This is a genomic window from Tunturibacter psychrotolerans, from assembly GCF_040359615.1.
GTDB classification, from domain to species: domain Bacteria; phylum Acidobacteriota; class Terriglobia; order Terriglobales; family Acidobacteriaceae; genus Edaphobacter; species Edaphobacter psychrotolerans.
This window is the reverse complement of record NZ_CP132942.1, coordinates 560,997-582,783: the sequence shown is the minus strand read 5'-3', so window position 1 is coordinate 582,783 and position 21,787 is coordinate 560,997. Positions and strand designations below refer to the sequence as shown.

At 59.8% G+C, this 21,787-nt stretch carries 17 protein-coding genes; 8 read left to right on the top strand and 9 right to left on the bottom strand.

Translation table 11 applies throughout. The features are described 5' to 3' along the window. The first annotated feature begins 15 nt into the window (after window positions 1–15). Window positions 16–723, top strand: coding sequence for a CADD family putative folate metabolism protein (locus tag RBB77_RS02230; RefSeq protein ID WP_353064555.1), 708 nt, complete (start codon window positions 16–18; stop codon window positions 721–723). Here the strand turns inward: RBB77_RS02230 and RBB77_RS02225 are convergent. Next, window positions 716–2,158 (bottom strand): pyridoxal phosphate-dependent decarboxylase family protein, encoded by a 1,443-nt coding sequence (locus tag RBB77_RS02225; RefSeq protein WP_353064554.1) that lies wholly within the window; start codon window positions 2,156–2,158, stop codon window positions 716–718. The two genes, RBB77_RS02230 and RBB77_RS02225, sit on opposite strands and share 8 nt — an antisense overlap. Window positions 2,159–2,251: 93 nt before the next feature. Then, on the bottom strand, window positions 2,252–4,039 hold the full coding sequence (locus RBB77_RS02220; protein ID WP_353064553.1) for an AI-2E family transporter: 1,788 nt from the start codon (window positions 4,037–4,039) through the stop codon (window positions 2,252–2,254). Window positions 4,040–4,221: 182 nt separating this feature from the next. On the opposite strand from RBB77_RS02220, the gene RBB77_RS02215 reads away from it, so the two are divergent. Genes RBB77_RS02215 through RBB77_RS02205 form a run of 3 tightly spaced genes read left to right on the top strand, consistent with a single transcriptional unit; the run spans window position 4,222 to window position 8,793 of the window. Next, window positions 4,222–5,595 carry a DUF2252 domain-containing protein gene (locus RBB77_RS02215; RefSeq protein WP_353064552.1) on the top strand — a complete coding sequence of 458 codons (1,374 nt, stop codon included), beginning with the start codon at window positions 4,222–4,224 and terminating at the stop codon, window positions 5,593–5,595. An 18-nt stretch (window positions 5,596–5,613) separates the two neighbouring features. Further along, on the top strand, window positions 5,614–7,266 hold the full coding sequence (locus RBB77_RS02210; protein WP_353064551.1) for an FAD-dependent monooxygenase: 1,653 nt from the start codon (window positions 5,614–5,616) through the stop codon (window positions 7,264–7,266). A 27-nt stretch (window positions 7,267–7,293) separates the two neighbouring features. After that, entirely contained in the window at window positions 7,294–8,793 is a 1,500-nt protein-coding gene (locus tag RBB77_RS02205) for a hypothetical protein (RefSeq protein ID WP_353064550.1), read from the top strand. 20 nt (window positions 8,794–8,813) lie between these two features. On the opposite strand, the gene RBB77_RS02200 is transcribed toward RBB77_RS02205, so the two are convergent. Together RBB77_RS02200 and RBB77_RS02195 are read right to left on the bottom strand one after the other, a co-directional pair. Beyond that, entirely contained in the window at window positions 8,814–9,848 is a 1,035-nt protein-coding gene (locus RBB77_RS02200; RefSeq protein ID WP_353064549.1) for an alcohol dehydrogenase, read from the bottom strand. 175 nt (window positions 9,849–10,023) lie between these two features. Next, window positions 10,024–11,361 (bottom strand): TCR/Tet family MFS transporter, encoded by a 1,338-nt coding sequence (locus RBB77_RS02195; protein ID WP_353064548.1) that lies wholly within the window; start codon window positions 11,359–11,361, stop codon window positions 10,024–10,026. A 205-nt stretch (window positions 11,362–11,566) separates the two neighbouring features. On the opposite strand from RBB77_RS02195, the gene RBB77_RS02190 reads away from it, so the two are divergent. Beyond that, a complete protein-coding gene (locus RBB77_RS02190) occupies window positions 11,567–12,376 on the top strand; it encodes a hypothetical protein (RefSeq protein WP_353064547.1) in 810 nt (269 codons plus the stop codon). 15 nt (window positions 12,377–12,391) lie between these two features. Here RBB77_RS02190 and RBB77_RS02185 read toward each other — a convergent pair whose 3' ends face one another. The 3 genes from RBB77_RS02185 to RBB77_RS02175 all read right to left on the bottom strand — a co-directional run bounded on the left by RBB77_RS02185 (window position 12,392) and on the right by RBB77_RS02175 (window position 17,257). Next, on the bottom strand, window positions 12,392–13,261 hold the full coding sequence (locus RBB77_RS02185; RefSeq protein WP_353064546.1) for an aldo/keto reductase: 870 nt from the start codon (window positions 13,259–13,261) through the stop codon (window positions 12,392–12,394). A 449-nt stretch (window positions 13,262–13,710) separates the two neighbouring features. Next, window positions 13,711–15,378 (bottom strand): multicopper oxidase family protein, encoded by a 1,668-nt coding sequence (locus tag RBB77_RS02180; RefSeq protein ID WP_353064545.1) that lies wholly within the window; start codon window positions 15,376–15,378, stop codon window positions 13,711–13,713. Window positions 15,379–15,511: 133 nt separating this feature from the next. Further along, window positions 15,512–17,257: a phospholipase C gene (locus RBB77_RS02175; RefSeq protein WP_353064544.1), complete on the bottom strand. Its 1,746-nt coding sequence runs from the start codon at window positions 17,255–17,257 to the stop codon at window positions 15,512–15,514. Between the two features lie 176 nt (window positions 17,258–17,433). Here RBB77_RS02175 and tgt point away from each other — a divergent pair, with 176 nt between their 5' ends. Next, window positions 17,434–18,561, top strand: coding sequence for a tRNA guanosine(34) transglycosylase Tgt (gene tgt / locus RBB77_RS02170; protein ID WP_353064543.1), 1,128 nt, complete (start codon window positions 17,434–17,436; stop codon window positions 18,559–18,561). On the opposite strand, the gene RBB77_RS02165 is transcribed toward tgt, so the two are convergent. Further along, the gene (locus tag RBB77_RS02165; RefSeq protein ID WP_353064542.1) at window positions 18,554–20,140 is read right to left on the bottom strand and encodes an ArnT family glycosyltransferase; all 1,587 of its coding nucleotides are present in this window, start codon (window positions 20,138–20,140) and stop codon (window positions 18,554–18,556) included. The two genes, tgt and RBB77_RS02165, sit on opposite strands and share 8 nt — an antisense overlap. Before the next feature lie 76 nt (window positions 20,141–20,216). Continuing rightward, window positions 20,217–20,717, bottom strand: coding sequence for a heme-degrading domain-containing protein (locus tag RBB77_RS02160; RefSeq protein ID WP_353064541.1), 501 nt, complete (start codon window positions 20,715–20,717; stop codon window positions 20,217–20,219). Window positions 20,718–20,769: 52 nt separating this feature from the next. Here RBB77_RS02160 and RBB77_RS02155 point away from each other — a divergent pair, with 52 nt between their 5' ends. Continuing rightward, window positions 20,770–21,183, top strand: coding sequence for an MmcQ/YjbR family DNA-binding protein (locus RBB77_RS02155; RefSeq protein ID WP_353064540.1), 414 nt, complete (start codon window positions 20,770–20,772; stop codon window positions 21,181–21,183). 174 nt (window positions 21,184–21,357) lie between these two features. Further along, the gene (gene yajC, locus RBB77_RS02150) at window positions 21,358–21,669 is read left to right on the top strand and encodes a preprotein translocase subunit YajC (RefSeq protein WP_353064539.1); all 312 of its coding nucleotides are present in this window, start codon (window positions 21,358–21,360) and stop codon (window positions 21,667–21,669) included. The last annotated feature ends 118 nt before the right edge of the window (window positions 21,670–21,787 follow it).

The window sequence follows — 21,787 nt, the reverse complement described above, 5'->3', positions numbered from 1 at the left end:
GATTGGAGCTTGATTATGTCTTTGACGATTTCGAGGAATGCTGGGTTCTGGAGCCGTTTCGAGGAGCGCGTTGCGCCGTTCAACCTGTTGCAGCACCCGTTTTATCAGGCGTGGTCGAAGGGTGAGTTGACGCGCGAGGATCTGCGGGAGTATGCGGCGGAGTACTGGCATCATGTGTCGGCGTTTCCGACTTATCTGAGCGCGCTGCACTCGCGGCTGCCGGATGGGGAGATGCGGCGTGAGGTATTGCGCAACCTTGCTGAAGAAGAGGGCGTGGATGCGGCGACGGCTCGTGCGCATAGCGATTTGTGGATGGATTTTGCTGCACGGATGGGTGCTTCGCGTGGGGAAGTTGAAGGGCGTGCGGTGCAGCCTGAGATGACGGCGCTGATGGCGACGTTTCGTGAGCTGATGCAGGAGGAGAAGGCTTCGGCTGCGATGGCGGCGCTGTATGCGTATGAGTCGAAGGTGCCGGCGATTGCGACGACCAAGGCTGAAGGGTTGGCGGAGCATTATGGGACCGAGGGTGCGGCGGCGCGTTACTTCACGCTGCATCAGACGGCCGATGTTGCGCATGCTAGTGTGTGGCGCGAGTTGATCGATAAGCAGCTTGCGGGTGCGCCCGAGGATGAAGAGGCTGTGCTGGCGGCTGGAGAGCGTGCGGCGAAGGCGCTTTGGGTTGCTCTGGATGGCGTGGAGCGGCAGCGGACTTCGGTTAATTAGTTCGCTCGTTCGCGGACATTTTTTCGAGAACTTTTGAGACGCAGCGGCAGACCCGATTCACATCTGTGGAGGAGGTCTGCCAGTTGCAGACGCTGACGCGCATGGCTCGGAGGCCTCGCCACGTTGTGCCGGTGAAGAAGGCTTCGCCGGTGGCTAGGATTTCGGCGATGACGCGGTTGGTGAAGGCGTCGTGATCCTGCTCGGTGGCTTCGGGGTTGGGATGGTGAAAGCGGAGGAGGCCCTGGTTGATTTGAGGCGTCCCGAGGATCTCGGCGTTGGGGAGAGCGCCAATGCGGGTGACGATTGCGTTTGCGTGGGTGCAGGTTCGATCGATCAGGTCGGTTACGCCGGAGATTCCTAGTTGCCTGATGGCGGCGTAGGTTGCGAAGGCGCGGGCGCGACGTGAGAATTCAGGGTTCCAGTCCATCTGGTCGCGGGCGTTGTTCTCGTCGTGGGTGAGGTAGGTGGCGTGGTAGGCGAAGGAGGCGCGGTGGGCAGCTCGATCGGCCACGAAGGCGTAGCCGGAGTCGTAGGGGACGTTGAGCCACTTGTGACCGTCGACGACCCATGAGTCGGCAGCTTCGACGCCTTCGAGGAGATGGCGGAGGCTCGGGCTTGCAGCGGCCCAGAGACCGAAGGCTCCGTCGACGTGAACCCAGGCGTTGTGTTTTTTTGCGAGAGGGATGAGGGTGGCGAAGTTGTCGAAGGCGCCGAGGTTTAGGTCGCCGGCTTGAAGGACGACGATGGTGGGGGTGGTGGGTTCGGCTTCGAGGGCTTGTCTGAGCGATTCTTCGGAGAGGCGGCCGTCGGGGTCGGCGGGGAGCGTGGTGATGTTTTTTTCGCCGAGACCGAGAAGGCGAACGGCGCGGTTGACGGTGCCGTGTTTCTCGGTGCTGGTGAGGATGCGGATGGTGGGAGAGCCGGAGAGACCATTCTGCTCGACGTCCCAGTGATTGCGCGCGAGAAGAGCGTGTCGGGCGGCTGCGAGGCAGGTGGTGTGGGCCATCTGAGCGCCGGTGACGAAGGCGAAGCTGGCGGAGGTGGGGAGATGGAGAAGCTCTTTTAGCCATCGGCCTGCTGTCTCCTCGACGACGGCTGCTGCGGGGGAGCAGGCGAAGAGGCCGGCGTTTTGATCCCAGGTCGAGGTGAGCCAGTCGGCAGCGAGAGCAGCGGGGAGTGAGCCTCCGATGACCCAGCCGTAGAAGCGGCCTCCGGCGGAGTCGATGATGCCGCCATCGACGCCTGAGACGAGATCGTTGAGGACTACCTTGGGTCCCATGCCTGCTTCGTTGAGAGGAAGGTCGAGTCTTTGACGCAGGGTGGCGAGCGAAGCGGGAGCGTTCACGGGACGGTGGTCGTCGGGGGAGAGGTGATCGAGCGCATGGGCCAACGCGAGCGTCAGGACAGAACTAAAGGTCGAACGGTTGTCTTCCATGGCGAGATTCTAGCTGGATTATTGAGGGGGACACTCCGTTTCGTGTCTGAAAGCATGCGCCGGGTTGGACTTTCTTCGCGTTCAGGCTGGCGTTTAGAAGCGCATGAACTGACTCGATTGCTGGAGATGCCAGTTCGTGACCTGCTGGAGGGCCTGGGCGAGTGAGGTCACGATGGTGTTGGGTTTGCCACTGCCGAAGCGCTCGATGAGTTGTTCGGGGGTCTGGTCGGGATCGCTGGGGGAGTTCCAGAGGCCGACGACGATGCGGTTGTTGGGCAGGTGAGAACGGACGCGCTGACAGATGGCGCGGGCCTGGGAGAAGGCGAAGGGAGGGAGGGCCGAGATGAAGACGACGGTGGTGGGCTCGGCGGCGAGGGAGTCGAGGATCTCGCCTGCAACGGAGGCGGCGGAGAGGAGGAGGGTAGGGTGAGAGGCACGCTCCATGAGCTGGCCGAGCATGAGGGTGGTGAGCTCGTCGGCCTGATCGCTGACGGAGATGCAGACGACGGCGAAGTCGGTTTCGACGGGGCGTGAGATGCGTCGTGGGGTTGTGGGGGCGGAGTCGGCTGGCTCCTTCTGGTGGTAATCGGTGAGTTCGGCGACGATTTCGCCGATGGTGAGGAAGAAGAAGTCGGAGCGCTTGTCGTCGAGGTTGCCCTGGTGACGATCCTGTTCGACGAGTGCGAGGGAGGGGATGAGGACGGAGTCGTAGAGCTCGACGAGGGGCTTGCCATCGAGGAATCGATTGGCGACGGCGCGGGCTTCCTGCTGGTCCATGGCGAGGAGGCGCTCGTAGAAGAGGGCTTCGGCGGAGAGCTCGGCGTCGGTGCCTAGGAGGGTGTGGAGGAAGGACAGCTGCGGTACGTGGCGGCCGAGGACGACGATGCAGACAGTGAGCGGGGTGGAGAGGATGAGGCCGGGCCATCCCCAAAGGAGAGCCCAGAAGATAGCCATGGCGAGGAGGGCGAGGGAGGAGATGCCGGTGCGGGTGCTGTAGAGCCAGGGTTCGACGAAGTTGGTGGCGGTGAGTTCGAGCGCGAGGAAGAGGCCGAGGATGAGGATGGGCGGCAACCAGGTGGTGGAGATGGCGAGCGAGACGATGAGGGGAAGGGCGAGGCTGGTGGCGGTACCGACGTAAGGGACGATGCGGAGGATTCCGGCGAGGGCTCCCCAGAGGGTGGCGTCGGGTACGCCGATGAGATAGAGGCCTCCGCCGAAGAGGATGCCGTAGGCTGCGTTGACCGCTAACTGGAAGAGCAGGTATTGGCTGATGCGGGTGGCGGCCTCCTGCAGGGCCTGGGTCATGAGGTTGATGCGTCCCATGCCTGCGAGCAGGAGAATGCGGTGGCGCAGCTCCTCGCGTTTCATGAGGAGGTAGATGGAGAAGACGATGACGACGCCTACGGTTCCGATGGGACGGAGGAAGCGCATGAGGAGGTCGGCGGTGGCTTGAAGCTGGGAGCGGTCGGTGTCGACGACGCGGACAGGCTGAATCTGTGTCAGGGGTTGCTGGAGAGCGGTGGGCGGAGCAGTTGTGGTGATGTCGCCGCTGATGCCCTCAACTGCGTTGAAGGCTTTCTCGAGAGATTGTTCGGCGGGAGAGTGGACGGTGGCCATCTTGCGCTGGATGTTGAGGCGATAGGCCGGGAGGTCGTTGGCTACGTTGAGAAGCTGGCGGGAGACGACATAGCCCACGCTGAAGATGCCGATGAAAGCCACGATGCAGGTCAGTGCGACGGCAAGGACGCGTGGGACGCGTCGGCGCTCGAGGCGGCTGACGGCCGGGGCCAACACGAACGAGAGAGTGAGCGCGAAGGTGAGGGGGATGAGGAGATCGCGCGCGAAGTAGAGGATAAGGACGATGACCGCGAGCAGAAGCATGGGCTCATTCCGGGATATTTCGGGGGTGCGAACGCGGGGCATTGAAATTGTGGGACCTCGTTGGAAGCTGCCGGATGGACTGAGCTTATGCGGGCAAGAATACATCATGGTGCTGACCGCTGGCGGTTATTTGCAACGCGAGTGGACTAGACTCTTGGTTGCAGATTTGTGGAGGAGTGAGGATGGAGACTACGCAAACGGTGAGTGCGAAGGAGAGCTATGTTTTTGGACAGCAACGGCGGAAACAGATGCGGCGTATGCATCATCGGACGTGGACCGCGAAGCAGCGGAAGGAAAGTCCGCTGAAGCTGCTGGAGGTGTCGACGCGCGGGCGCGTTCCTGCGCTGGTGGCGCTGAAGAATCAGTTGATGGCGGCGTCGCCGTTTGGATATTTTCGCGGGGCAGTGCCGGTGATGGCGTACGACCTGTCGCTGATGCAGAACACGGGGATCTGCAATCAGCTTTGCGGCGATGCGCATGTGAGGAACCTGGGGGCATTCGCGGCGCCGGATGGGCGGCTGGTCTTCGACATTAACGATTTTGACGAGACGATTGTGGCGCCGTTCGAGTGGGACGTGAAACGGATGGCGACGAGTTTGGTGCTGGCGGGACGTGGGGCGGGAGCGAAAAGCTTGCATTGCAGGGAGGCTGCGACGGTGTTTCTGGAGCAGTATCGGATGAAGATGCATGCGTTCGCGAGGATGCCGGTTCTGGAGGTGGCGAGGTACCAGGTGCATCGGCTGGGACAGGTGTCGCCTGTGGCGGGGATTTTGCTGATGGCCGAGCGAGCTACGCCGAGGCATACGCTGCTGACGCTGACTGAGGTGGAGGAGCAAAAGTCTGTTGTGAAGAAGGGCGTGAAGACTGGCAAAGTTGCGAAGCAGGTGGAGAGGCCGGAGCGGGTGTTTCGGACGATTCCTCCGAATTTGAAGCGGGTGACAGGGGGTGTTGCGGAGCAGGTGGTGGATGCGCTGACTCTGTATGCCCAGAGCTTGCAACCGGAGCGAAGACATTTTCTCGCGCAGTACAGGCCGATGGATGTGGCTTTCAAGGTTGTGGGGACAGGGTCGGTGGGGCTGCGGGACTACGTGATCTATATGGAGGGCAAGGGGCCGAAGGATCCACTTTTTCTGCAGGTGAAGGAGGAGGTTCCGTCCGGGTATGCGCCGTATGTGAAGGGTGAGTTGAAGGGGCGAAGAGCAAGGCAGCACCACGGACAGAGAGTGGTGAATGGGGAGCGCGCGATGCAGCTGCAGTCGGATCCGTTTCTAGGATGGACGACGATGGACGGCAGGGATTATCTGGTGAGGCAGTTGAACGATCACAAGGCTTCGATTCAGTTGGAGAATTTGAAGTCGGTTGGACTATTGGAGTATGCGGGCGTTTGCGGGGAGATGTTGGCGAGAGGGCATGCTCGGGCTGGAGATAGTGCGATGGTGGCGGGATATCTGGGGACATCGCCGCGGTTTGATGAAGCAGTTGCGGCGTTTGCGGAGGCTTATGCTGACCAGACGGAGTTGGATTGGAAGCAGCTGGTGAAGTCGCTGAAGAAGTGATGCGAGTGGAGGGACGATGTGAAAGATTTCGACATCGGTTCAGACAAGGTATCGGCGGAGGATAAAGGCGGCGGCGCGGTGCGCCGGACTTCTGTGCTTGTGGTCGGTGCCGGGCCGACGGGGCTGCTTCTTGCTTCAGAGCTTCGGCGGCGCGGAGTTCCGTGCCATCTGATCGATGCGCGGCCGGGGCCGCTTCACTGGGACCGCGCGACGGTGGTGCATCCTCGCTCGCTCCAGATATTTGAGTCGCTGGGACTCGTCGACAAATTGCTTGACGTTGGTTGCAGACAGAGAGTCATCAAGATTTACTCCGGGGGCAACGTGCTCGGAATGATTGATCTGTCGACGTGCGGAAGCGTCTACGGGTTTAATCTTGGTCTATCCGAGGACGTCACTGAATCGATTCTCACGGAGTATCTGGTTCAGCAGGGTGGTGAGGTGAATCGATCGTGTCGACTTGTTGGGCTGACACCTTATTCGGAGGGCGTGCTGGCTGAGATTGAGCGCGATGGTGAGCGCTACCAGGTGGACGCGCGGTGGGTGGTGGGATGCGATGGCATACACAGCGCGACGCGTGAACTGAGTGGCATCGGTTTTGAGGGACACAAAATTGCCAAGCAGTGGGCGGTCTTCGACGCTACGGCGCAAGGTTGGAGCGATACGTACGAAGGCATCTTCGCCTATCACGATTTGCTCCCGATCATCATGACAGCGCTGCCAGGTAAGCGCTGGCGCGTTTATTTGAGGCCGAGCTCGGAAGATTCGGATATCGTCGCTGATGCGACTTCGACTCTTCGTGTCTATGCACCTGCTGTACGTTTTGTCGACGTAGAGAACCCGACGCGATTCAACTGTTACACCAAAGTGGCTAGTCGTTTTCGATCGGGCGCGGTGTTTCTGGCGGGCGACTCGGCGCACCTCTGCTCGCCGTCGGAAGGACACGGGATGAACTGCGGCATTCAGGATGCTTTTAATCTGGCGTGGAAACTTGCTCTTGTCCACGACGGTGTTGCCGACTCGGCGCTGCTGGATAGTTACGAGGCTGAGCGGCGGCCCATCGCTGAGATGTTCACGCAATCCGGCGATGACTTCGAACAAGCCCAAACGATGACTGATCCGACGGAACGCGATAGCAGGGATCAGGCGATCAAGGCCATGCTTGCCGATCCGGACAACTTGCACCAGCGAGTGATGGCGGAGACCGAACTGAATCTTGAGTATTCCCGTTCACCGATCATCATGGGCGATGCTAACGACGATCTCGCACCTGGGTATCGCTTGCCTGACACGATCCTTGTGCAGTGGGCTGGCGAGAGGTCAGAGATGCAGCCTCGCGGACTGCACGAGCTTGCTCACCGTGCAAGACATACTCTGATGCTTCTGGCTGGGCCGAAAGCAGACCGATCGGCACTCGTGGAGCTTCACGCTGCGTTGCAGGATCTCGCCGCCGACTCGCCCTTGTTTGAAGCGGCGGTTGCACTTGGAAGTCATGCTGACTTGCCGGTTGAGATTGGACAGTTGCAGCCTGCCGGGGCTGATCTGCTCGGCATCAAGGAAACTACACTTCTGGTGGTTCGCCCGGATGGGTACGTCGGATTGCGATCCGACCAGAACCACCTTGGCGCACTCGAGAACTATCGGGCTCTGGTCTCTGGGTCGAGCCGTTCGTAGGGCGGCTACTCTTTGTGAGAGGTAAATATGCGTCGTCTCTGCCGAGTCTGGCTTTGCCTGTTGTTTGTTGCATCCCTGTCGTCGGCGCATGAGATGCACGATCACGGCACCCCCGAAAGATTGGGAGATGTATCGTTTCCGATCTCGTGCGCGCCTTCGGTGCAGGAAGAGTTCAACCGTGGCGTAGCTCTGCTGCATTCCTTCGCCTACGCTTCTGCGGAACAAACATTCCGGGGGGTAGCCAGGGTGGATCCGCAATGTGGAATGGCGCACTGGGGTGTGGCTATGACCTATTTCCATCAGGTTTGGTCCCCGAGTCTGCCGCTTTCAGTGTTTCCCGCGGGCCAAAAGGAGATGCTGGAGGCGACGCGTCTGAGCGCGAAGTCTGAGCGGGAACGGAAGTTCATTCATGCGCTCGGCGCGCTCTATCAAGAATCCGACGGCCTCACCTCCAGCATGCGTACCGCTGCCTACGAGCAGGCGATGGCAGAGGTCGCTCGAGAGAACGGCAGAGATGTTGAGTCACGGGTGTTCTATGCGTTGGCTCTTCTGTCCAATGCATCTCCGACCGATAAAACACACGCGAAGCAAAAGCAGGCAATCGATCTTCTGGAGCCGCTGAGCCGCGAGTACCCGAACCATCCAGCAATCGCTCACTATCTTATTCATGCCTGTGATAGTCAGGAGCTTGCCGAACGTGGTCTCCCGGCTGCGAGAGCCTACGCGCAGATTGCTCCCTCGGCACCACATGCTCTGCATATGCCATCGCACATCTTTACCAGGCTGGGATTGTGGAACGACTCCATCGAGTCCAATCTCGCCTCAAGGAAGGCCGCGCACGAGCGTGGCGATACCCTGGATGAGCTGCATGCGATGGACTATCTGGTCTACGCGTATCTACAGACGGGAAGCGACAAAGAGGTGAGCCAGGTCATTCAGGACCTGAAGGCTATGCCGAATTTGGATATGAGCAACTTCGGAATAGCCTATGCGGCTACTGCTATTCCCATCCGCTACGCGGTTGAGCGAGGTCGATGGGACGACGCCTCAAGCATCGCACTCCCGTCAGGCGCACCGCCTTCGGTTGTCGCGATCGCGGTGTGGGCCAGGGGAATGGGACTGGCCCGGACTGGGCGTGTAAAGGACGCGCGCGAGGACGCGGATCGACTTCGGCAGATCGAGGCGCAGCTTCGTGCTTCGGGGGATAACTATTGGTCCACTCAGACCGGAGTTTTGGCGAGCGAAGTCATGGCGTGGTCCGCGCAGGCGAGCGGCGACACGCATCAAGCGTCGGTGTTGCTGCGCGCCGCAGCCGACCAGGAGGACGCCATCGAAAAGCAGGCGGTGACACCGGGACCGATTGTGCCTGCGCGCGAACAGCTTGGAGATTTGCTCCTGCAGCAAAAACAACCCGAGTTCGCACTAAAGGAATTTCAGACAGCACTTGCGGGGGCTCCTGGGCGACGCGGATCATTGCAGGGCATCGCCCAAGCTTCGCGACCGAACGATCGAGCGGAACTGTACTGATGTTCCTGCGTTGGCTGACTTCACATGGTGAGAACGACGCGGAACTGTGCGTGGCCACTCATCATTCGCGCGTACGCTTCGGCGGCTTTCTCCAGCGGATAGGTTTCGATCATGGGACGGACGCCGGTTAGTTCGGAGAAGCGCAGAGTGTCCTCGGAGTCGGATGGCGTTCCTGAAGCCCATCCCTGAATGGATTTCTGACCGGTGATGAGCTGTACCGGCGTGACCTCGATGGGATCAAAGGACACACCGATGACGACGAGTTTGCCGTTTGGTCCCAGACCGTCGATCAACTCGGTTATTGACTTCGAGTCTGGAGCTGTTGCGAGAATCACCTTTGCGCCGCCAAGCTTTTGCAACTCCTCCGCCGCCTTCGTCGCTTTGCTGTCGATGTAGAAAGTTGCGCCAAGCTTCTTTGCAAGCGGGGCGTTTTCCGGCCCACGTCCGATGGCTGCGACCTTGTAGCCAGACTTGTTTGCGAATTGAACTCCCAGGTGACCCAGGCCGCCGATTCCTTGCACCGCGACGAGGTCGCCTGGGAGCGCACCGCTGTGCCGCAGTGCGTTGTAGGTCGTGATGCCAGCGCAGAGCAGAGGCGCTGCTTCGACGTCACTCAGGCTGTCGGGTATTGCGACCAGCGCCTCCTCGGGGGCGACCATGTACTGCTGGTATCCGCCGTCATAGCTGATGCCTGCAATCTTCATGTTCTTACAGTTGTTAAAATCTCCACGCCGGCACTCGGAGCACGTATTGTCGTGACCGCCGTGCCAGCCGACGCCGACACGTTGCCCCTTCTTCCAGTTGGAGACGCCGTCACCAAGTTCATCGACGACGCCCGCTACTTCGTGTCCGGGGACGCGGGGATACTCAATGCCGGGCCAGAAACCTTCCACGGTGAGCACATCACTGTGGCAGACACCACAGGCCTGCACCTTGATGCGCACGTGCCCTGCGCCGGGCTTGGGGATCTCGCGCTCGACGATCTGGAAACCGGTTTTGGGATTGGTAATCTGCGCAACCTTCATGGTTGCTGCTACGCCTGACGTTGTGGCCATAGATCCTCCTGGTTGAGTTGCAGCCATGGTTGAAAAGCTCTTATCGACTCGACTGGAGACGGAAGGCTAGCGTCGCCGTACCCAAACGATCAGGGCTCCGATTTCTTGCGAATACGGCTGTTCGATGCGGCGTTTGTGGGATGTGATGCGTGGAGAACGGGATTCGGCTTAGCAATCAGAGTTGTAGCACGGCTTTGGGAGTTCGGGTGGCGTATTGGGTGACTATTAGGCCGATGAGGAGCATGGAGGCGGCGACGTAGAACGGTGCGCCGGGGGTGCGGACGATGGCGCCGATGCCGATGGATTTGCTGAAGATGTAGGTGAAGAAGCCGGGGCCGATGAGTCCGGCGATGCCGCGCAGGCCGTTGACGGCTCCCTGGAGCTGGCCCTGTTCGGAGGGGCTGGTTTTGCGGGAGAGAAGACTTTGAGCGGAGGGCCAGGTGAAGGACATGAGATTAAGGAAGGGGATGCCGATCCATACGAGGAGGCCGGTTTTGGAAGAGCCGATCATGGAGTAGCCGAGAGCTCCGCCGATGAGGCCTATGGTCATGGCGCCGCGCTCGCCTAATTTGGCTACGACGGGTTTGATGAGGAATGCGCCGTAGATGACGGTGAAGACTCCTACCACGGCGAGCGAGAGGCCCACGGTTCGGTTGGTCCAGTGGTAGCGATAGTCGTCATAGATGACATAAACGTTCATGAGGACCTGCTGGGCGATGTAGCCGAGCAGGAGGATGGCGGCGATGCCGATCATGCCGCCGTGACGCAGCAGGGTGAGTGAGCCGACGGGGTTGGCGCGTGTCCAGGAGAAGGGGCTGCGGTTTTCTTTGGAGAGGGATTCGGGCAGGACGAAGAGGCCGTAGAGACCGTTGATGAGGGAGAGGGCTGCGGCGACCCAGAAGGGCAGGCGGGGGTTGATGTTGCCGAGCAGGCCGCCGATGGCGGGACCGAGAACGAAACCGAGTCCGAAGGCTGCGTTCAACAGGCCGAAGGCTGCGGCGCGGCGCTCGCGTGGGGTGACGTCCGCCATGTAAGCCATCGCGGTGGGGATGCTGGAGGAGGTGAGGCCGGAGATGATGCGGCCGAGGAAGAGCCAGTTGAGTGCGGGCGCCCAGGCCATGAGGACGTAGTCGAGACCGAGGCCAAAGTTGGAGAGAAGGACGACGGGCCTGCGGCCGAAGCGGTCGGAGAGAGAGCCGGCGATGGGGGAGAAGAAGAATTGCATGGCGGCGAAGACGGTGCCGAAGAGGCCGAGCATGCGGGCGGCTGAGGAGGTGTCGCCGTGGAGGAAGCTTTCGATGAGGCGGGGCAGGACGGGGGCGATCATGCCGAGGGCAAGCATGTCGAGGGCGACGGTGAAGAAGATGAAGGTGGCTGCGGCGCGGCGGCCTGGGGGTGGGGCGGATGGAGGGGTGGCGTTGGCGGTGAGGTCGGAGGAGACGAGCTCGGGCTCGGTCATCAGAGGATCGGGTGTTGTGTTTTGGGGCGGCGGATTTTGAGGCGATTCAGCCATGCGATTGATGGCAGTCTACGTGAGTTCTATGACGGTTTATTGGATATTTCGGCGGTATCTGTTGTGGGTGAGTCTTGCGTAGTGGCGATCGCGTCTGTAAGGGAGGTTGTTGGGATTTGACCGGAATTGTGTTGTCGACGTGCTTTACTGGTGCGGGGTGTCCCTATTGAGTTTTGTGTCGTACCGGTTAAGGGATGACAGGTTAGTGCGTTTTGTTGCTGGAGTGATGGTGTCGGTCTGTCTGCTGGGCGTTGGGAGCCTGGGCGCCCAGAGTTCGAATGCGGCGAAACAGATTGTGGACTCGATGCTGACTCACGAGAATGATCCGGCAGAGCATCGCAACCTCTATCTGTATCTTTCGGAAGAGCGGTCGGAGCGGACGGGCGGGCATCTGTGGCGGGAGCGCGTGGTGGAGACTTCGGTGGGTAAGGTGAGGCTGTTGCTGGCTGAAGATGGCAAGCCTCTGGGCGCAGATCGCGCGACGTTAGAGAGAGCAAAGCTGGCGCAGGTTGAGTTGCATCCTGAGGAGTTTCAGCGGCGGGCGCAGGCGACGAAAAGCGACGAAGACCATGCAGAACAGTTGCTGACGCTGCTGGGAAAGGCATTTCTGTTTGACGACCCTCGGGTTGATGGGAGCGACCTTGAGATTGGGTTTCGACCTGATCCTGCGTATAAGACGCAGTCGCTGGAGGAGCGTGTGCTGCATGCTATGGCGGGAACGATTCTGGTGGATCAGAGAACGTTGCAGTTACACAGGATTGAAGGGAAGACTTCTTCGGATGTGAGTTTGGGATTTGGCTTGCTGGGGACGGTGCACGCCGGTAGCGGCTTCAATACTACGCATGAGATGGAACCAGGTGGAGATTGGAAGGACGCGACGGTGAATACAGCGATTGAAGGAAAGGTGATGTTGTTTAAAGAGATTGGGAGGAACGAGCATGTTGTTCACAGCGATTTTCAGCGGCTGGCGCCAGATATCAGCGTGGCGCAGGCGGTGGAGATGCTGGAGCGGTAATGCGGTCGCCAGACGTCAGGCGGCGGCTACGCGTTGGATGAGATTGTTTTGTTCTTTTTGGGATTCGGCCCCGATGGTGAAGGCGTCGAGGACGCCGGTGCCGAGGGCGTAGCGGATGGCTTCGGCGGGTTTGTCGCGGAGGTCGCCCTGGCCCAGGATCTTCATGCCGACGATTCCCTTCCCCTGGGCGCGCATTTTTTTGAGGATGCCGATGACGGTGGCGGGGTCGGCGTCCATGTGGGACCCGATTGGGTTGAGGCGGACGAGATCGACTTCTACCCATGGAGAGGCGGCGGCTGCTTCGAGCGCCTGAAGGCTGTGGCAGGAGACGCCGTGAGCGCGGATGACACCTTTTTGCTTGGCTTCGGAGAGGACGTCCATGATGCCGCGGTAGCGTGTGGTCCAGTCGCCCTGGGTGACACAGTGGATGAGGACGATGTCGATGTAGTCGACGCCTAGCTCTTTACGGAAGCGGTCGAGGTCGGCGCGCACGTCGGCGGCGTCGCGAGTGTCGGTCTTGGTGAGGACGACTACCTTGTCGCGGGGGATGTGCTTGAGGGCTTCGGCGACGTATGGGTGGCTACCGTAGGAGTCGGCAGAGTCGAAGAAACGGAGGCCGTTGTCGTTGTAGCCGTCGAGAAGGAGACGGGTGAGAGGCGAGTTGCGAGTCTGGTTGGAGGAGCCGCCGAAGCCGATGGTGCCTGTTCCCATCGCGAGGCGGCTGGTGCGGATTCCGGTTTTGCCGAGGACAACCTCGTCTTGTGCGTGAAATTTCTGGGGGAGGGGATCGGGTTCGAGAAGTGCGGCGCGAGCGATGGCGGAGTGAGCGAGAAGCGTGGCTCCGAGGGTGCGGGTCGAGCGGCGAAGGAAGTCTCTCCTTAGCATGGCGCGATCTCCTTGGAGCTTTAGACTACGCCGATTTGCTTTGGGGAGCAGGTAGGGTATACCCGCCACGAAGTGGCCGCTCCACGCGTAGTGGGCCCGTCCGGCAGGACAAATTACTTACGCGACGACCTTGATGGTTGCCGGTGTTCCTTCGAAATGCACGACGATACCCCTTCCCCCACCCTGCGGGGTATTTTGTAGGGAAGTCTTTATTTATCAGTATCCTACAGCGCATGCCTTCTTTCAAAATATTGAAACAAAAGGGTTTGCGCGCAAAATACTTGTTATGTGGAAGATAGCCGGATGTCGTCGCAGAAGCCGATTGCGACGTACACGCGCCTAAATCCGCTTCTTCTTATCTATTTTATGGGATTAGGTAAAACTAATGCGCCACACGATTTCCCGCGACTGGAGCGGGTTTGGTGTGATCAGGGGCTTGACAGTGTTTCTTAGGCGATGACCTCGAAGGGGCGCATCATGTCGTTGGCTTCGTGCTCGAGGATGTGGCAGTGGTAGAGGTATTTGCCGGGGTAGCCTTCGAAACGGACGATTATGCGGGTGATCGTGGCGGGGGGACAATGGACGGTGTCCTTCCAGCCTTGTTCGTTTGCGTCGGGCGGGGTGGCTGCGGCAAGATAGCGTGTTCCCTGATTATTTTGATATTTGAAGACGTCAAAGGCACGGCGATCAAGAACCTGGAAGCGCACGAGGTGCAGGTGCATGGGGTGCGTGTCTTCGGTGAGGTTGATGAACTCCCATATCTCGGTGGAGTTGAGCCTGGGGGTTTCGGTGACTGGCTCATGCCAAGGCTTGTTGTTGAGCAGCATGAGCATGGAGTTGCCGATTTTGTCGAAGTATTCGTGGAGGGTAACCGTGCGTGTGACTGTGGCAGCGGATTCGGGGATTCGGTCGATGGTGCGTAGTGTGGATGGGATGGAATCGGAGGTGGAGATTCCATTGGGGACATGCGACGTTTTGGAGGATTGAGAGACTGAGGCGATTTGGCTGGATTTGGCGGCGACGCGGAATTCCAGGATCTGAACGGCGCCGTTGATGATGTGAATCTTCTGACCGGCGGCCTGGGAGAAGTCGATCAGGAGATCGGCGCGTTCGGCTGGGGCGATGAGAAGGTTGGTTATCTTGACGGGCGCAGGGAGCAGGCCCTGATCGCTGCCGATTTGATGGAATGGCTGGCGATTGGTGAGGGTCAGGTTGAAGAAGCTGCTGTTGGCGGTGTTGAGGAGGCGGAAGCGGTAGAGGCGCGGCTCGACTTCGAGGAAGGGGCGCATCTTGCCGTTGAGGAGGATGCAGCTGCCGCCAAACTCGGGTACCCAGGGATGTTCGGGGTCGCCGGAGTCGGGGTAGAAGAGCTGGCCGTCAGTGGTGAACTGGCGGTCGTAGATCAGAAGCGGGACTTCGTATTTGCCGGAGGGAAGGTTGAGCGCGTCCTCGGCGTCGTCGCGCAGGAGCACCATGCCGAAGAGGCCGGCGTAGGTGTTGAGACGATTGAGACCCATGGCGTGATCGTGATACCAGAGAGCGGTCGCGTCCTGCAGGAGGGGATAGGTGGCGATGTGGGATTTGCCGGGGACGAACCAGTCTTCCGGGAAGCCATCGTCTTTGGATGGGGTGCGGCCGCCGTGGAGATGGACGCAGGTGCGGACCTCGGGGACGTCATGACCGCAGCCGTGGAGGGAGTGATCGATGGGAAGGAAGTGCTGGGTGGGGAGGTGGTTGACCCATTCGACCTGAAGCGGCTGGTGAGTGCGGACATCGATGAGGGGGGCGAGTGGGGTGTCGCCGTAGCTCCACATGAGGGTAGAGGGAATATCGCGGTGGGCCTTAGCCTGGATCTCGCGCATGGTGATGCGGAAGTTGTGCGGGTGGAGGGAGGAGACTGGCTTGGCGCGCTCGAAGAGAGGGAGCTCGTCGACGAAGGGAGTGAGGGAATAGCCGTTGATTGCGGGTCTATCGGATTGCGGGGTGGACACCATGCCGGGCATGGACATGCCCGAATCGTGATTCTGCAGGAGTCGGCTGGCGAGAGCCAGAGGTGGGGCGGTGAGGGCTCCGAGCGCGGAGAGCTGCTGGAGTATGGTGCGGCGGGTGGGGGACAAACTTATCTCCGTATGAGCGTGATGGTGCAGGCTGGGTACAAAAAAGCTGGAACAGAAAAAGGACGCACCCTAAATGCAGGGTGCGTCCTTTTGAGTTTATGGCTTATTTGTGAACGTACCGTGAAACCTCGGGCTATTTGACAGAGGTGACAGCACCGGTAGTCGGGTTAAGGAGGACAACTTGAGGATTCGGTGCGACGTTGCTGGTGAAGTTGAACATGTTCATGAGAGTTCCAGCAGAGGCGTCGAAGGATCCGCCACCGATACGTGCGCTGCTCAGGAAGACATCCTCAATGAAGCGGGTGATGGAGGCCTGGTCGGTTGGGGTGGTATCAACGTAGTTTGCCTTGACCCAGGGTGAGATGACGAGGAGGGGTAGGCGAGGTCCATGGCCGCAGCGGCCCTGAACTGGGAGACCGTTAGAGTTGGGACCGGCAAGGGTTGGCGCGGCGCCGTTGCAGAAGGCTGCGTCGGAGCTGGTCTGGGAGCCGTTGACGAAATCGGTGAGGTGATCGTACCAACCGTCGGAGTCGTCGTAGGCGATGATGATGGCGGTCGAACCCCAGAAGGGCGAGGACTCGATGGCATTGATCTCGTTGACGACGAAGGTCTGTTCGTCGAGAGGATCAGAGTAACCAGCGTGACCATCCTGGTAGCCGGGAGCCTTCAGGAAGGTGACGGCCGGCATGTTTCCAGCGGCGAGCGCTGCGTTGAAGTCCAGGGTGTCGTACTGGTGGTTTGCGGTGGAGGCACCGGTGTCAGCCGCGGTTCCGATAGCTGCAATGGAGGCGGGACGGATGTGAGTCGGGTTCGCGGTGCTGGCGTAGTACTGGAAGGGCTGGTGGTGGGGAATGTAGTCCGACTTGAGAGGATTGCCGGGGATGTTGACGGCACCGGTTGCGCGGCTGCCGGTTGCTTCGTTCGGGAGGCATCCGGTACCTGATCCGATGACGCCATTCTTGGTGGTGTTGGTGAGGGAGAGGTTGAAGCCGCCCTGGAAGAAGCCCCAGGAGATGCCGGCAGCGTTCAGCAGGTCACCGATGTTTTTGCCGGTCATGCTGAAGTACTCAGTCGTGGAGGAGCAGACGTCATTGGCTGGGTCGGCGTCGTTGATGTCGGTGAAGCCACCCTGACCGTCGCCGATGACTGCGCCTGTGGTACCCACCTGATTGGTGACACCGTTGGTCTGGCCGGAGATGAGGTTGATGGCGCCAGGAGTGGAGGGTCCGAAGGTCGAGCCGAATGAGTGGTCGTTCAACGCGTAGTGCTGCGCGTAGTTCCACATCGCCGTGACGGTGTTCCCGTCATAGTAGCCCATGGTGAGCGCAGTTGTGTTGGCGATGCTAGGAGCAGCCGTCTGGTTGGTAAGAGTGGGGCTGTTCGGGGTTCCGACAGAGTATGGGAAGAGGTCCATCTTGCCGTTATCGAACGCCAGCTGCTCAGGATTGTAGTTGTGATCCTGGTCGTTGGTGGCGGCCTGGTTGGGACCGAGGCGGAATGGGTTCGCGGCTACCGAATTCTGCACTGTGCTGGTAGCGGTGCTGTTGTTGGCGCTATTCAGGTTCGGATTGCCGGTAAGCAGGGCGGGGTTCGAGACGTAGTTGTTCGGAATCGGGGTGCCGGCTAATGCCGTGAAGGGTGTCCCGCCGGTGTTGGCAGCATTGGGATAGGTGCCGAAGTAGTGATCGAAGGAGATGTTCTCGCCGTAGATGACGACGATGTGCTTAATTGCAGCCTGTGCTGTCGTCGGCGTGGGGGGTGCGGGGGGCGGCGTGGTGTTGGCGTTGCCGTTGCCGGGCGGCGTGCTGACCGTGCCCTGGCCGCAGCCGCTGAGAATGAGGGTCGTGGTCAACGAGAGAGCTAGAAGTTTCCGAATCATTTTAGTAAGGCCTCAAAAGTGGTGGAAATGCAGTGCTCCCTATTGTTAGTTGCGGGGATAGGTTGCTTTGTGAATAAAAAGTGAATGCCAGATGAATTAATGGACTGTGACAAACGTCGAACGCTGGCTAATGCGCTAGACGACAGTGAAATCGACAGGCTCATACAATCAAAGCAATGGGATTTTCATTTGAAGTAGATAGAACCGCTAAGGGTGGCGGACGCAGGGGGCGGTTGAGGCTGCCGCATGGCGTAGTGGAGACGCCGGTTTTTATGCCGGTGGGGACAGCGGCGAGTGTGAAGGCGGTGCCGCAAAGCCTGCTGGAAGAGATTGGCGCCGGCGGGAAAGGAGCGCAGATCATTCTGGCCAATACCTACCATTTGTATCTGCGACCGGGGCATGAGCTGGTGCGGCGAATGGGGGGAGTGCACCGGTTTATGAGCTGGGAGCGCCCGATGTTGACTGACTCAGGTGGATTTCAGGTTTTTAGTTTGAGTAAGTTGCGGAAGATTACGCCGGATGGGGTGGAGTTTCGGTCGCACCTGGATGGGAGCAAGCACTTCTTTTCGCCGGAGCACTCGATGGATGTGCAGATTGCGCTGGGGGCGGATGTTGCGATGGTTTTTGACGAGTGTGTGGAGACTCCGGCGACGTGGGAACGGACGCGGGAGTCGATGGGGCTGACGCATGCCTGGGCGCGGAGGTCAAAGGATCATTTTGAGACGACGAAGCATTTGGTGCCTTGGTTCGCGGAGAGCGATGGGAAGACGCAAAGCTTGTTCGGGATTGTGCAGGGTGGGATGTATGCGGATTTGAGGAAGGAGTCGGCGGAGCGGCTGGTGGAGATGGATCTGCCGGGGTATGCGATTGGCGGGCTTGCGGTGGGAGAGCCGAGGGAGGTGACGCGGGAGATGATTGCGCGGACGCTTGAGCATCTGCCAAAGGATAAGCCGCGGTACGTGATGGGGGTGGGGTATCCGGATGAGATTGAAGAGTATGCGCGGATGGGGGTGGACATGATGGACTGCGTACTACCGACTCGGGCGGGGCGGCATGGGCTGCTGTTTACGTCGGAGGGCCGGCTGAATATTAAGAAGAAAGAGTATGCGGAAGATCAGGGGCCGATCGATGCGACGTGCGGGTGCATGGTTTGCACTAGGTATACGCGGGCTTATCTGCGGCACCTGTTTGCTTCGGGCGAGCCGCTGAGTGCCGTGCTCAATAGCGTGCACAATATTGCTTTTTATCTGGATACGATGGCGCGGGTGAGGATGGAGTTGGCGGGAGAAACTGTAACTATTTAAGGTCGTTTTGTGCGTAGATTCGGTAGCCGAGGGGTTTTGAGGGGCCGCTGCCGGAGTTGACCATGTGCGGGGGGATGCGTTCGACGTCGAGATGGTAGTTGGCGTTGAGATAGTCGTTGAACTGGGGCCAGCGACGTAGTTTTTTGTATTCGTAGGCGGGGCGTGCGGTGGGTGGGTCGCAGTCGTTGCTTGAGACGACGAAGATGGCGGGGGGATTCTTTGTGATTAATTGCCAGAAGGCTTCGCGTGCGTGGTCGCGCTCTGGTCCCGGTTGGGCGGAGAACATGTAGCAGTCGTAGAGGAAGCCTGTGGCCTGGACGAGATGCATGTTGTAGAGGGTGGGGATGCAGCCGTCTGCCATGTCGAGGCACTGGACGTGGTTTGCGAGATTCTGTCCGCCGAGGCGGTTGAGGTCGGCGCGGAGCATGGTGTCGAACTCCTGATTATGCCAGTCCTGCCAAAGAGCGTGGGCGGTTGAACCGCCTCCGATAAACAAGACGCCGATGACGATGCCTGCCATTGCGAGGCTGGGTAGAAGCTTGTTGCTGACGCGGGAGCGAAGTTGCGAGGGAGCTGGATTGGTTTGGAGGATGGTGGTGAAGTCGATTCCGGCGAGGAGAAGCAGGAATGCTTCGGAGGGATAGCGGTGGTAGGGGAAGCCTTTTTTCTGCAGGTAGAACGAGGCTAGTCCGAAGAAGACTGCGACTAAGAGTGCGGTGCGTTCCCAGGTTATCCAGTCTTTTTTGAGGAGGACGATGGGCAGCCAGAGAAGGACCACGGGAAGCATGGTGGAGGAGATGCTGTGGACGATGAGATGTGGGTAGGACCGTGCGCCGAGGAGGAGAAAGTAGGGGAGGAGTTGAGAGAGCGTCAAGAGGAAGTTGGAGACGATGTGTTGGTGATGAAGCCAGGCGAAGATCAGGAGGATGGGGATCAGCATGCCGAGGAGTCCGCTGACAATGTGAGCGAGGAACGGGCGGTTTCTCCGGCGTAGCGTGATGGCCGCGAAGGCGAGGACGGTTGGGGCCAGGAAGAGAACGGAAGGTTTGATGGTGGCGGCGATGCCGCAAAAGATCCCGAAGATGGCTGTCATCCAGGGTTTTGTTTTTTGGGTGGGAGGCACTCTGAGGCCGGTGAAGAGGAAGGCGTAAGCGATGAGCAGGCACGCGGTCATGGTGAGGTCGCGTTGGCCTAGCTCGATGAGACCGTCGCGGCCGTGGATGAGCGCGAACAGGGATGCGGCGAAGAGTGCGGCGAACCGGCCGTAGGGTCTGCAGATGACGTACATGGCTACGGCGGAGACGGCCAGGAGGAAGAGGTCGAAGAGTCGCCAAGTGAGCGAGTCGGCGCCGAAGAGGTGCATGACGGCACCTTCGATGAGGAGGGTGGTGGGCATGTTGGGATCGACGATGTCGCGATAGGGCGCCATGCCGTGATCCATGAGGAAGACGATGTAGTGCATGAGGGCGGCGTCGCCCATGAGCGGCCAGTGCCAGGTGCGGATGACGAAGAGCAGAAGGCACCCCAAGAGGAACACGGAGGCGAGTGTTCGGGTGAGTGCGTAAGACCGATCCGACATTGCTTCGATGCTCCTGTGCGTGCCGACGCTTTGCGGGCAAACCTTTATTAAAGCATCGTAGGAGTGCGTGGTTTGGTTAGCGGAGGCGAAGAGAGTCGTGGTTTTGCTTCAGTTCGAGGCAGAGTGCCTCGACGACGAGGTTGTGATCTTCGCGCTGGGGCAGGCCGGAGACGGTGATGCAGCCGATGATGCCGGTGCCGGCGACGTGGATGGGGAAGCTGCCGCCGTGAGCGGCGTAGTCGGCGTCGGGCAGGTTGTAGCGTTCGCTGAAGGTGCGGCTGGTTTGCTCTAGTGAGAGGCCGATGGCGTAGGAGCTGCGATGGAAGCGGGCAACTACGTTCGATTTTCGCTGCACCCAGCGGGGATTGTCGGGCGTGGTGCCGGCGAGGGCGGTGTAGAAGAGAGCCTGGTGGGGTTGGCCGAAGCGGTGGATATCGATGACGAGGGATTGGTTGCGGGAGGTGGCTAGTTCGCGGAGGCTTTGGCCGAGACGCCAGGCGGTGTCGTAGTCAAAGGTGGAGAAGTGGAGTTCTGCTTCCTGGCGAGCGATGGCGGCGAGGTCTTCGGGGATGGGCATGGGCTGTTCCTTCTATTCCTTCTGTGCGTGCCGCCGGGTTTACGAACCGTAGGTGCAGAAGACAGTTTATGAGATTGCGATCTGCGGCCATGGTGGTGAATTGTTGCGGGCGGCGGGCGTAAGCTGTTGGGGTCGTTTCGAGGGATGGCGCGTGACAGCAAAAGACTATCGACGGATTGCGTTGAGCTTACCGGGAGCTTCGGAGGGGTCGCACCAGGGGCATCCCGACTTTCGGGTGGGTGGGAAGATCTTTTGTACTCTTGCCTATGAAAAGGAAGGGTTTGGCGTTCTGAAGTTGAGCCTGGAGGAGCAGGCAGGGCTGGTGGAGGATGCGCCGGAGGTGTTTTCGCCGGTTCCGGGTGGCTGGGGGCGGATGGGAATGACTCGGGTGAAGCTGGATGCTGTCAGCGCGGATGTGTTGGAAGGGGCGTTGAAGATGGCCTGGAAGCGACGCTTGGCCAAGTGAGGACTGGGGCGCTCGCCTTGACAGGGGGTGTCGGTTACGCGATGCTTAGGGGCTAGGCACTCTTTTTCCGGAGTAAGCGAAGTTGCGTCCAGTTGAGCGCGCTTGCCTGTTGTTTTGCGGTCGGCTGCTGCCTGGGCCAGAGATGATTGAGTTGTTGAACGGAGCTTTGATTTGATGTTTGCAATGTGGTTGCAGCTTGCGGCGGGCGGACTGGGTAATCTTGGCAGTCTCGCACTGCCGATCCTGTTCTTTGTGGTGCTTTATTTTTTGATGATCGCGCCGAACCAGAGGAAGCAGAAAAAGTGGCAGGAGATGCTGGGGCAGTTGAAGACCGGCGACCGCGTGACCACCAATGGCGGTATTCGCGGTACGGTGCTGTCCGTGAAGGACGATGTGGTTATCCTGCGGGTTCAGCCGGATGGGGTGAAGCTTGAGTTCGTCAAGAGCGCGATTGCGGCGGTGACGACGGACGAACAGGCTGCCTGAGAAGAAGACTTCAAAATAAGCTGTAACAAATATTTAGATGTAGGCACGTTGAGATTGAACCGTTAACAACGGACGAGGAAGAAACAAGGATAGCGGCGGCGGGACTGAAGCTGGGCAC

What these genes read in the sequence shown, in the direction of transcription:
- yajC (WP_353064539.1), top strand. Translation starts at nt 21,358, where the DNA reads ATGTTTGCAATGTGGTTGCAGCTTGCGGCGGGCGGACTGGGTAATCTT.
- RBB77_RS02225 (WP_353064554.1), bottom strand. Translation starts at nt 2,158, where the DNA reads ATGGAAGACAACCGTTCGACCTTTAGTTCTGTCCTGACGCTCGCGTTG.
- tgt (WP_353064543.1), top strand. Translation starts at nt 17,434, where the DNA reads ATGGGATTTTCATTTGAAGTAGATAGAACCGCTAAGGGTGGCGGACGC.
- RBB77_RS02200 (WP_353064549.1), bottom strand. Translation starts at nt 9,848, where the DNA reads ATGGCCACAACGTCAGGCGTAGCAGCAACCATGAAGGTTGCGCAGATT.
- RBB77_RS02215 (WP_353064552.1), top strand. Translation starts at nt 4,222, where the DNA reads ATGGAGACTACGCAAACGGTGAGTGCGAAGGAGAGCTATGTTTTTGGA.
- RBB77_RS02230 (WP_353064555.1), top strand. Translation starts at nt 16, where the DNA reads ATGTCTTTGACGATTTCGAGGAATGCTGGGTTCTGGAGCCGTTTCGAG.
- RBB77_RS02175 (WP_353064544.1), bottom strand. Translation starts at nt 17,257, where the DNA reads ATGATTCGGAAACTTCTAGCTCTCTCGTTGACCACGACCCTCATTCTC.
- RBB77_RS02205 (WP_353064550.1), top strand. Translation starts at nt 7,294, where the DNA reads ATGCGTCGTCTCTGCCGAGTCTGGCTTTGCCTGTTGTTTGTTGCATCC.
- RBB77_RS02220 (WP_353064553.1), bottom strand. Translation starts at nt 4,039, where the DNA reads ATGCTTCTGCTCGCGGTCATCGTCCTTATCCTCTACTTCGCGCGCGAT.
- RBB77_RS02195 (WP_353064548.1), bottom strand. Translation starts at nt 11,361, where the DNA reads ATGGCTGAATCGCCTCAAAATCCGCCGCCCCAAAACACAACACCCGAT.
- RBB77_RS02185 (WP_353064546.1), bottom strand. Translation starts at nt 13,261, where the DNA reads ATGCTAAGGAGAGACTTCCTTCGCCGCTCGACCCGCACCCTCGGAGCC.
- RBB77_RS02165 (WP_353064542.1), bottom strand. Translation starts at nt 20,140, where the DNA reads ATGTCGGATCGGTCTTACGCACTCACCCGAACACTCGCCTCCGTGTTC.
- RBB77_RS02160 (WP_353064541.1), bottom strand. Translation starts at nt 20,717, where the DNA reads ATGCCCATCCCCGAAGACCTCGCCGCCATCGCTCGCCAGGAAGCAGAA.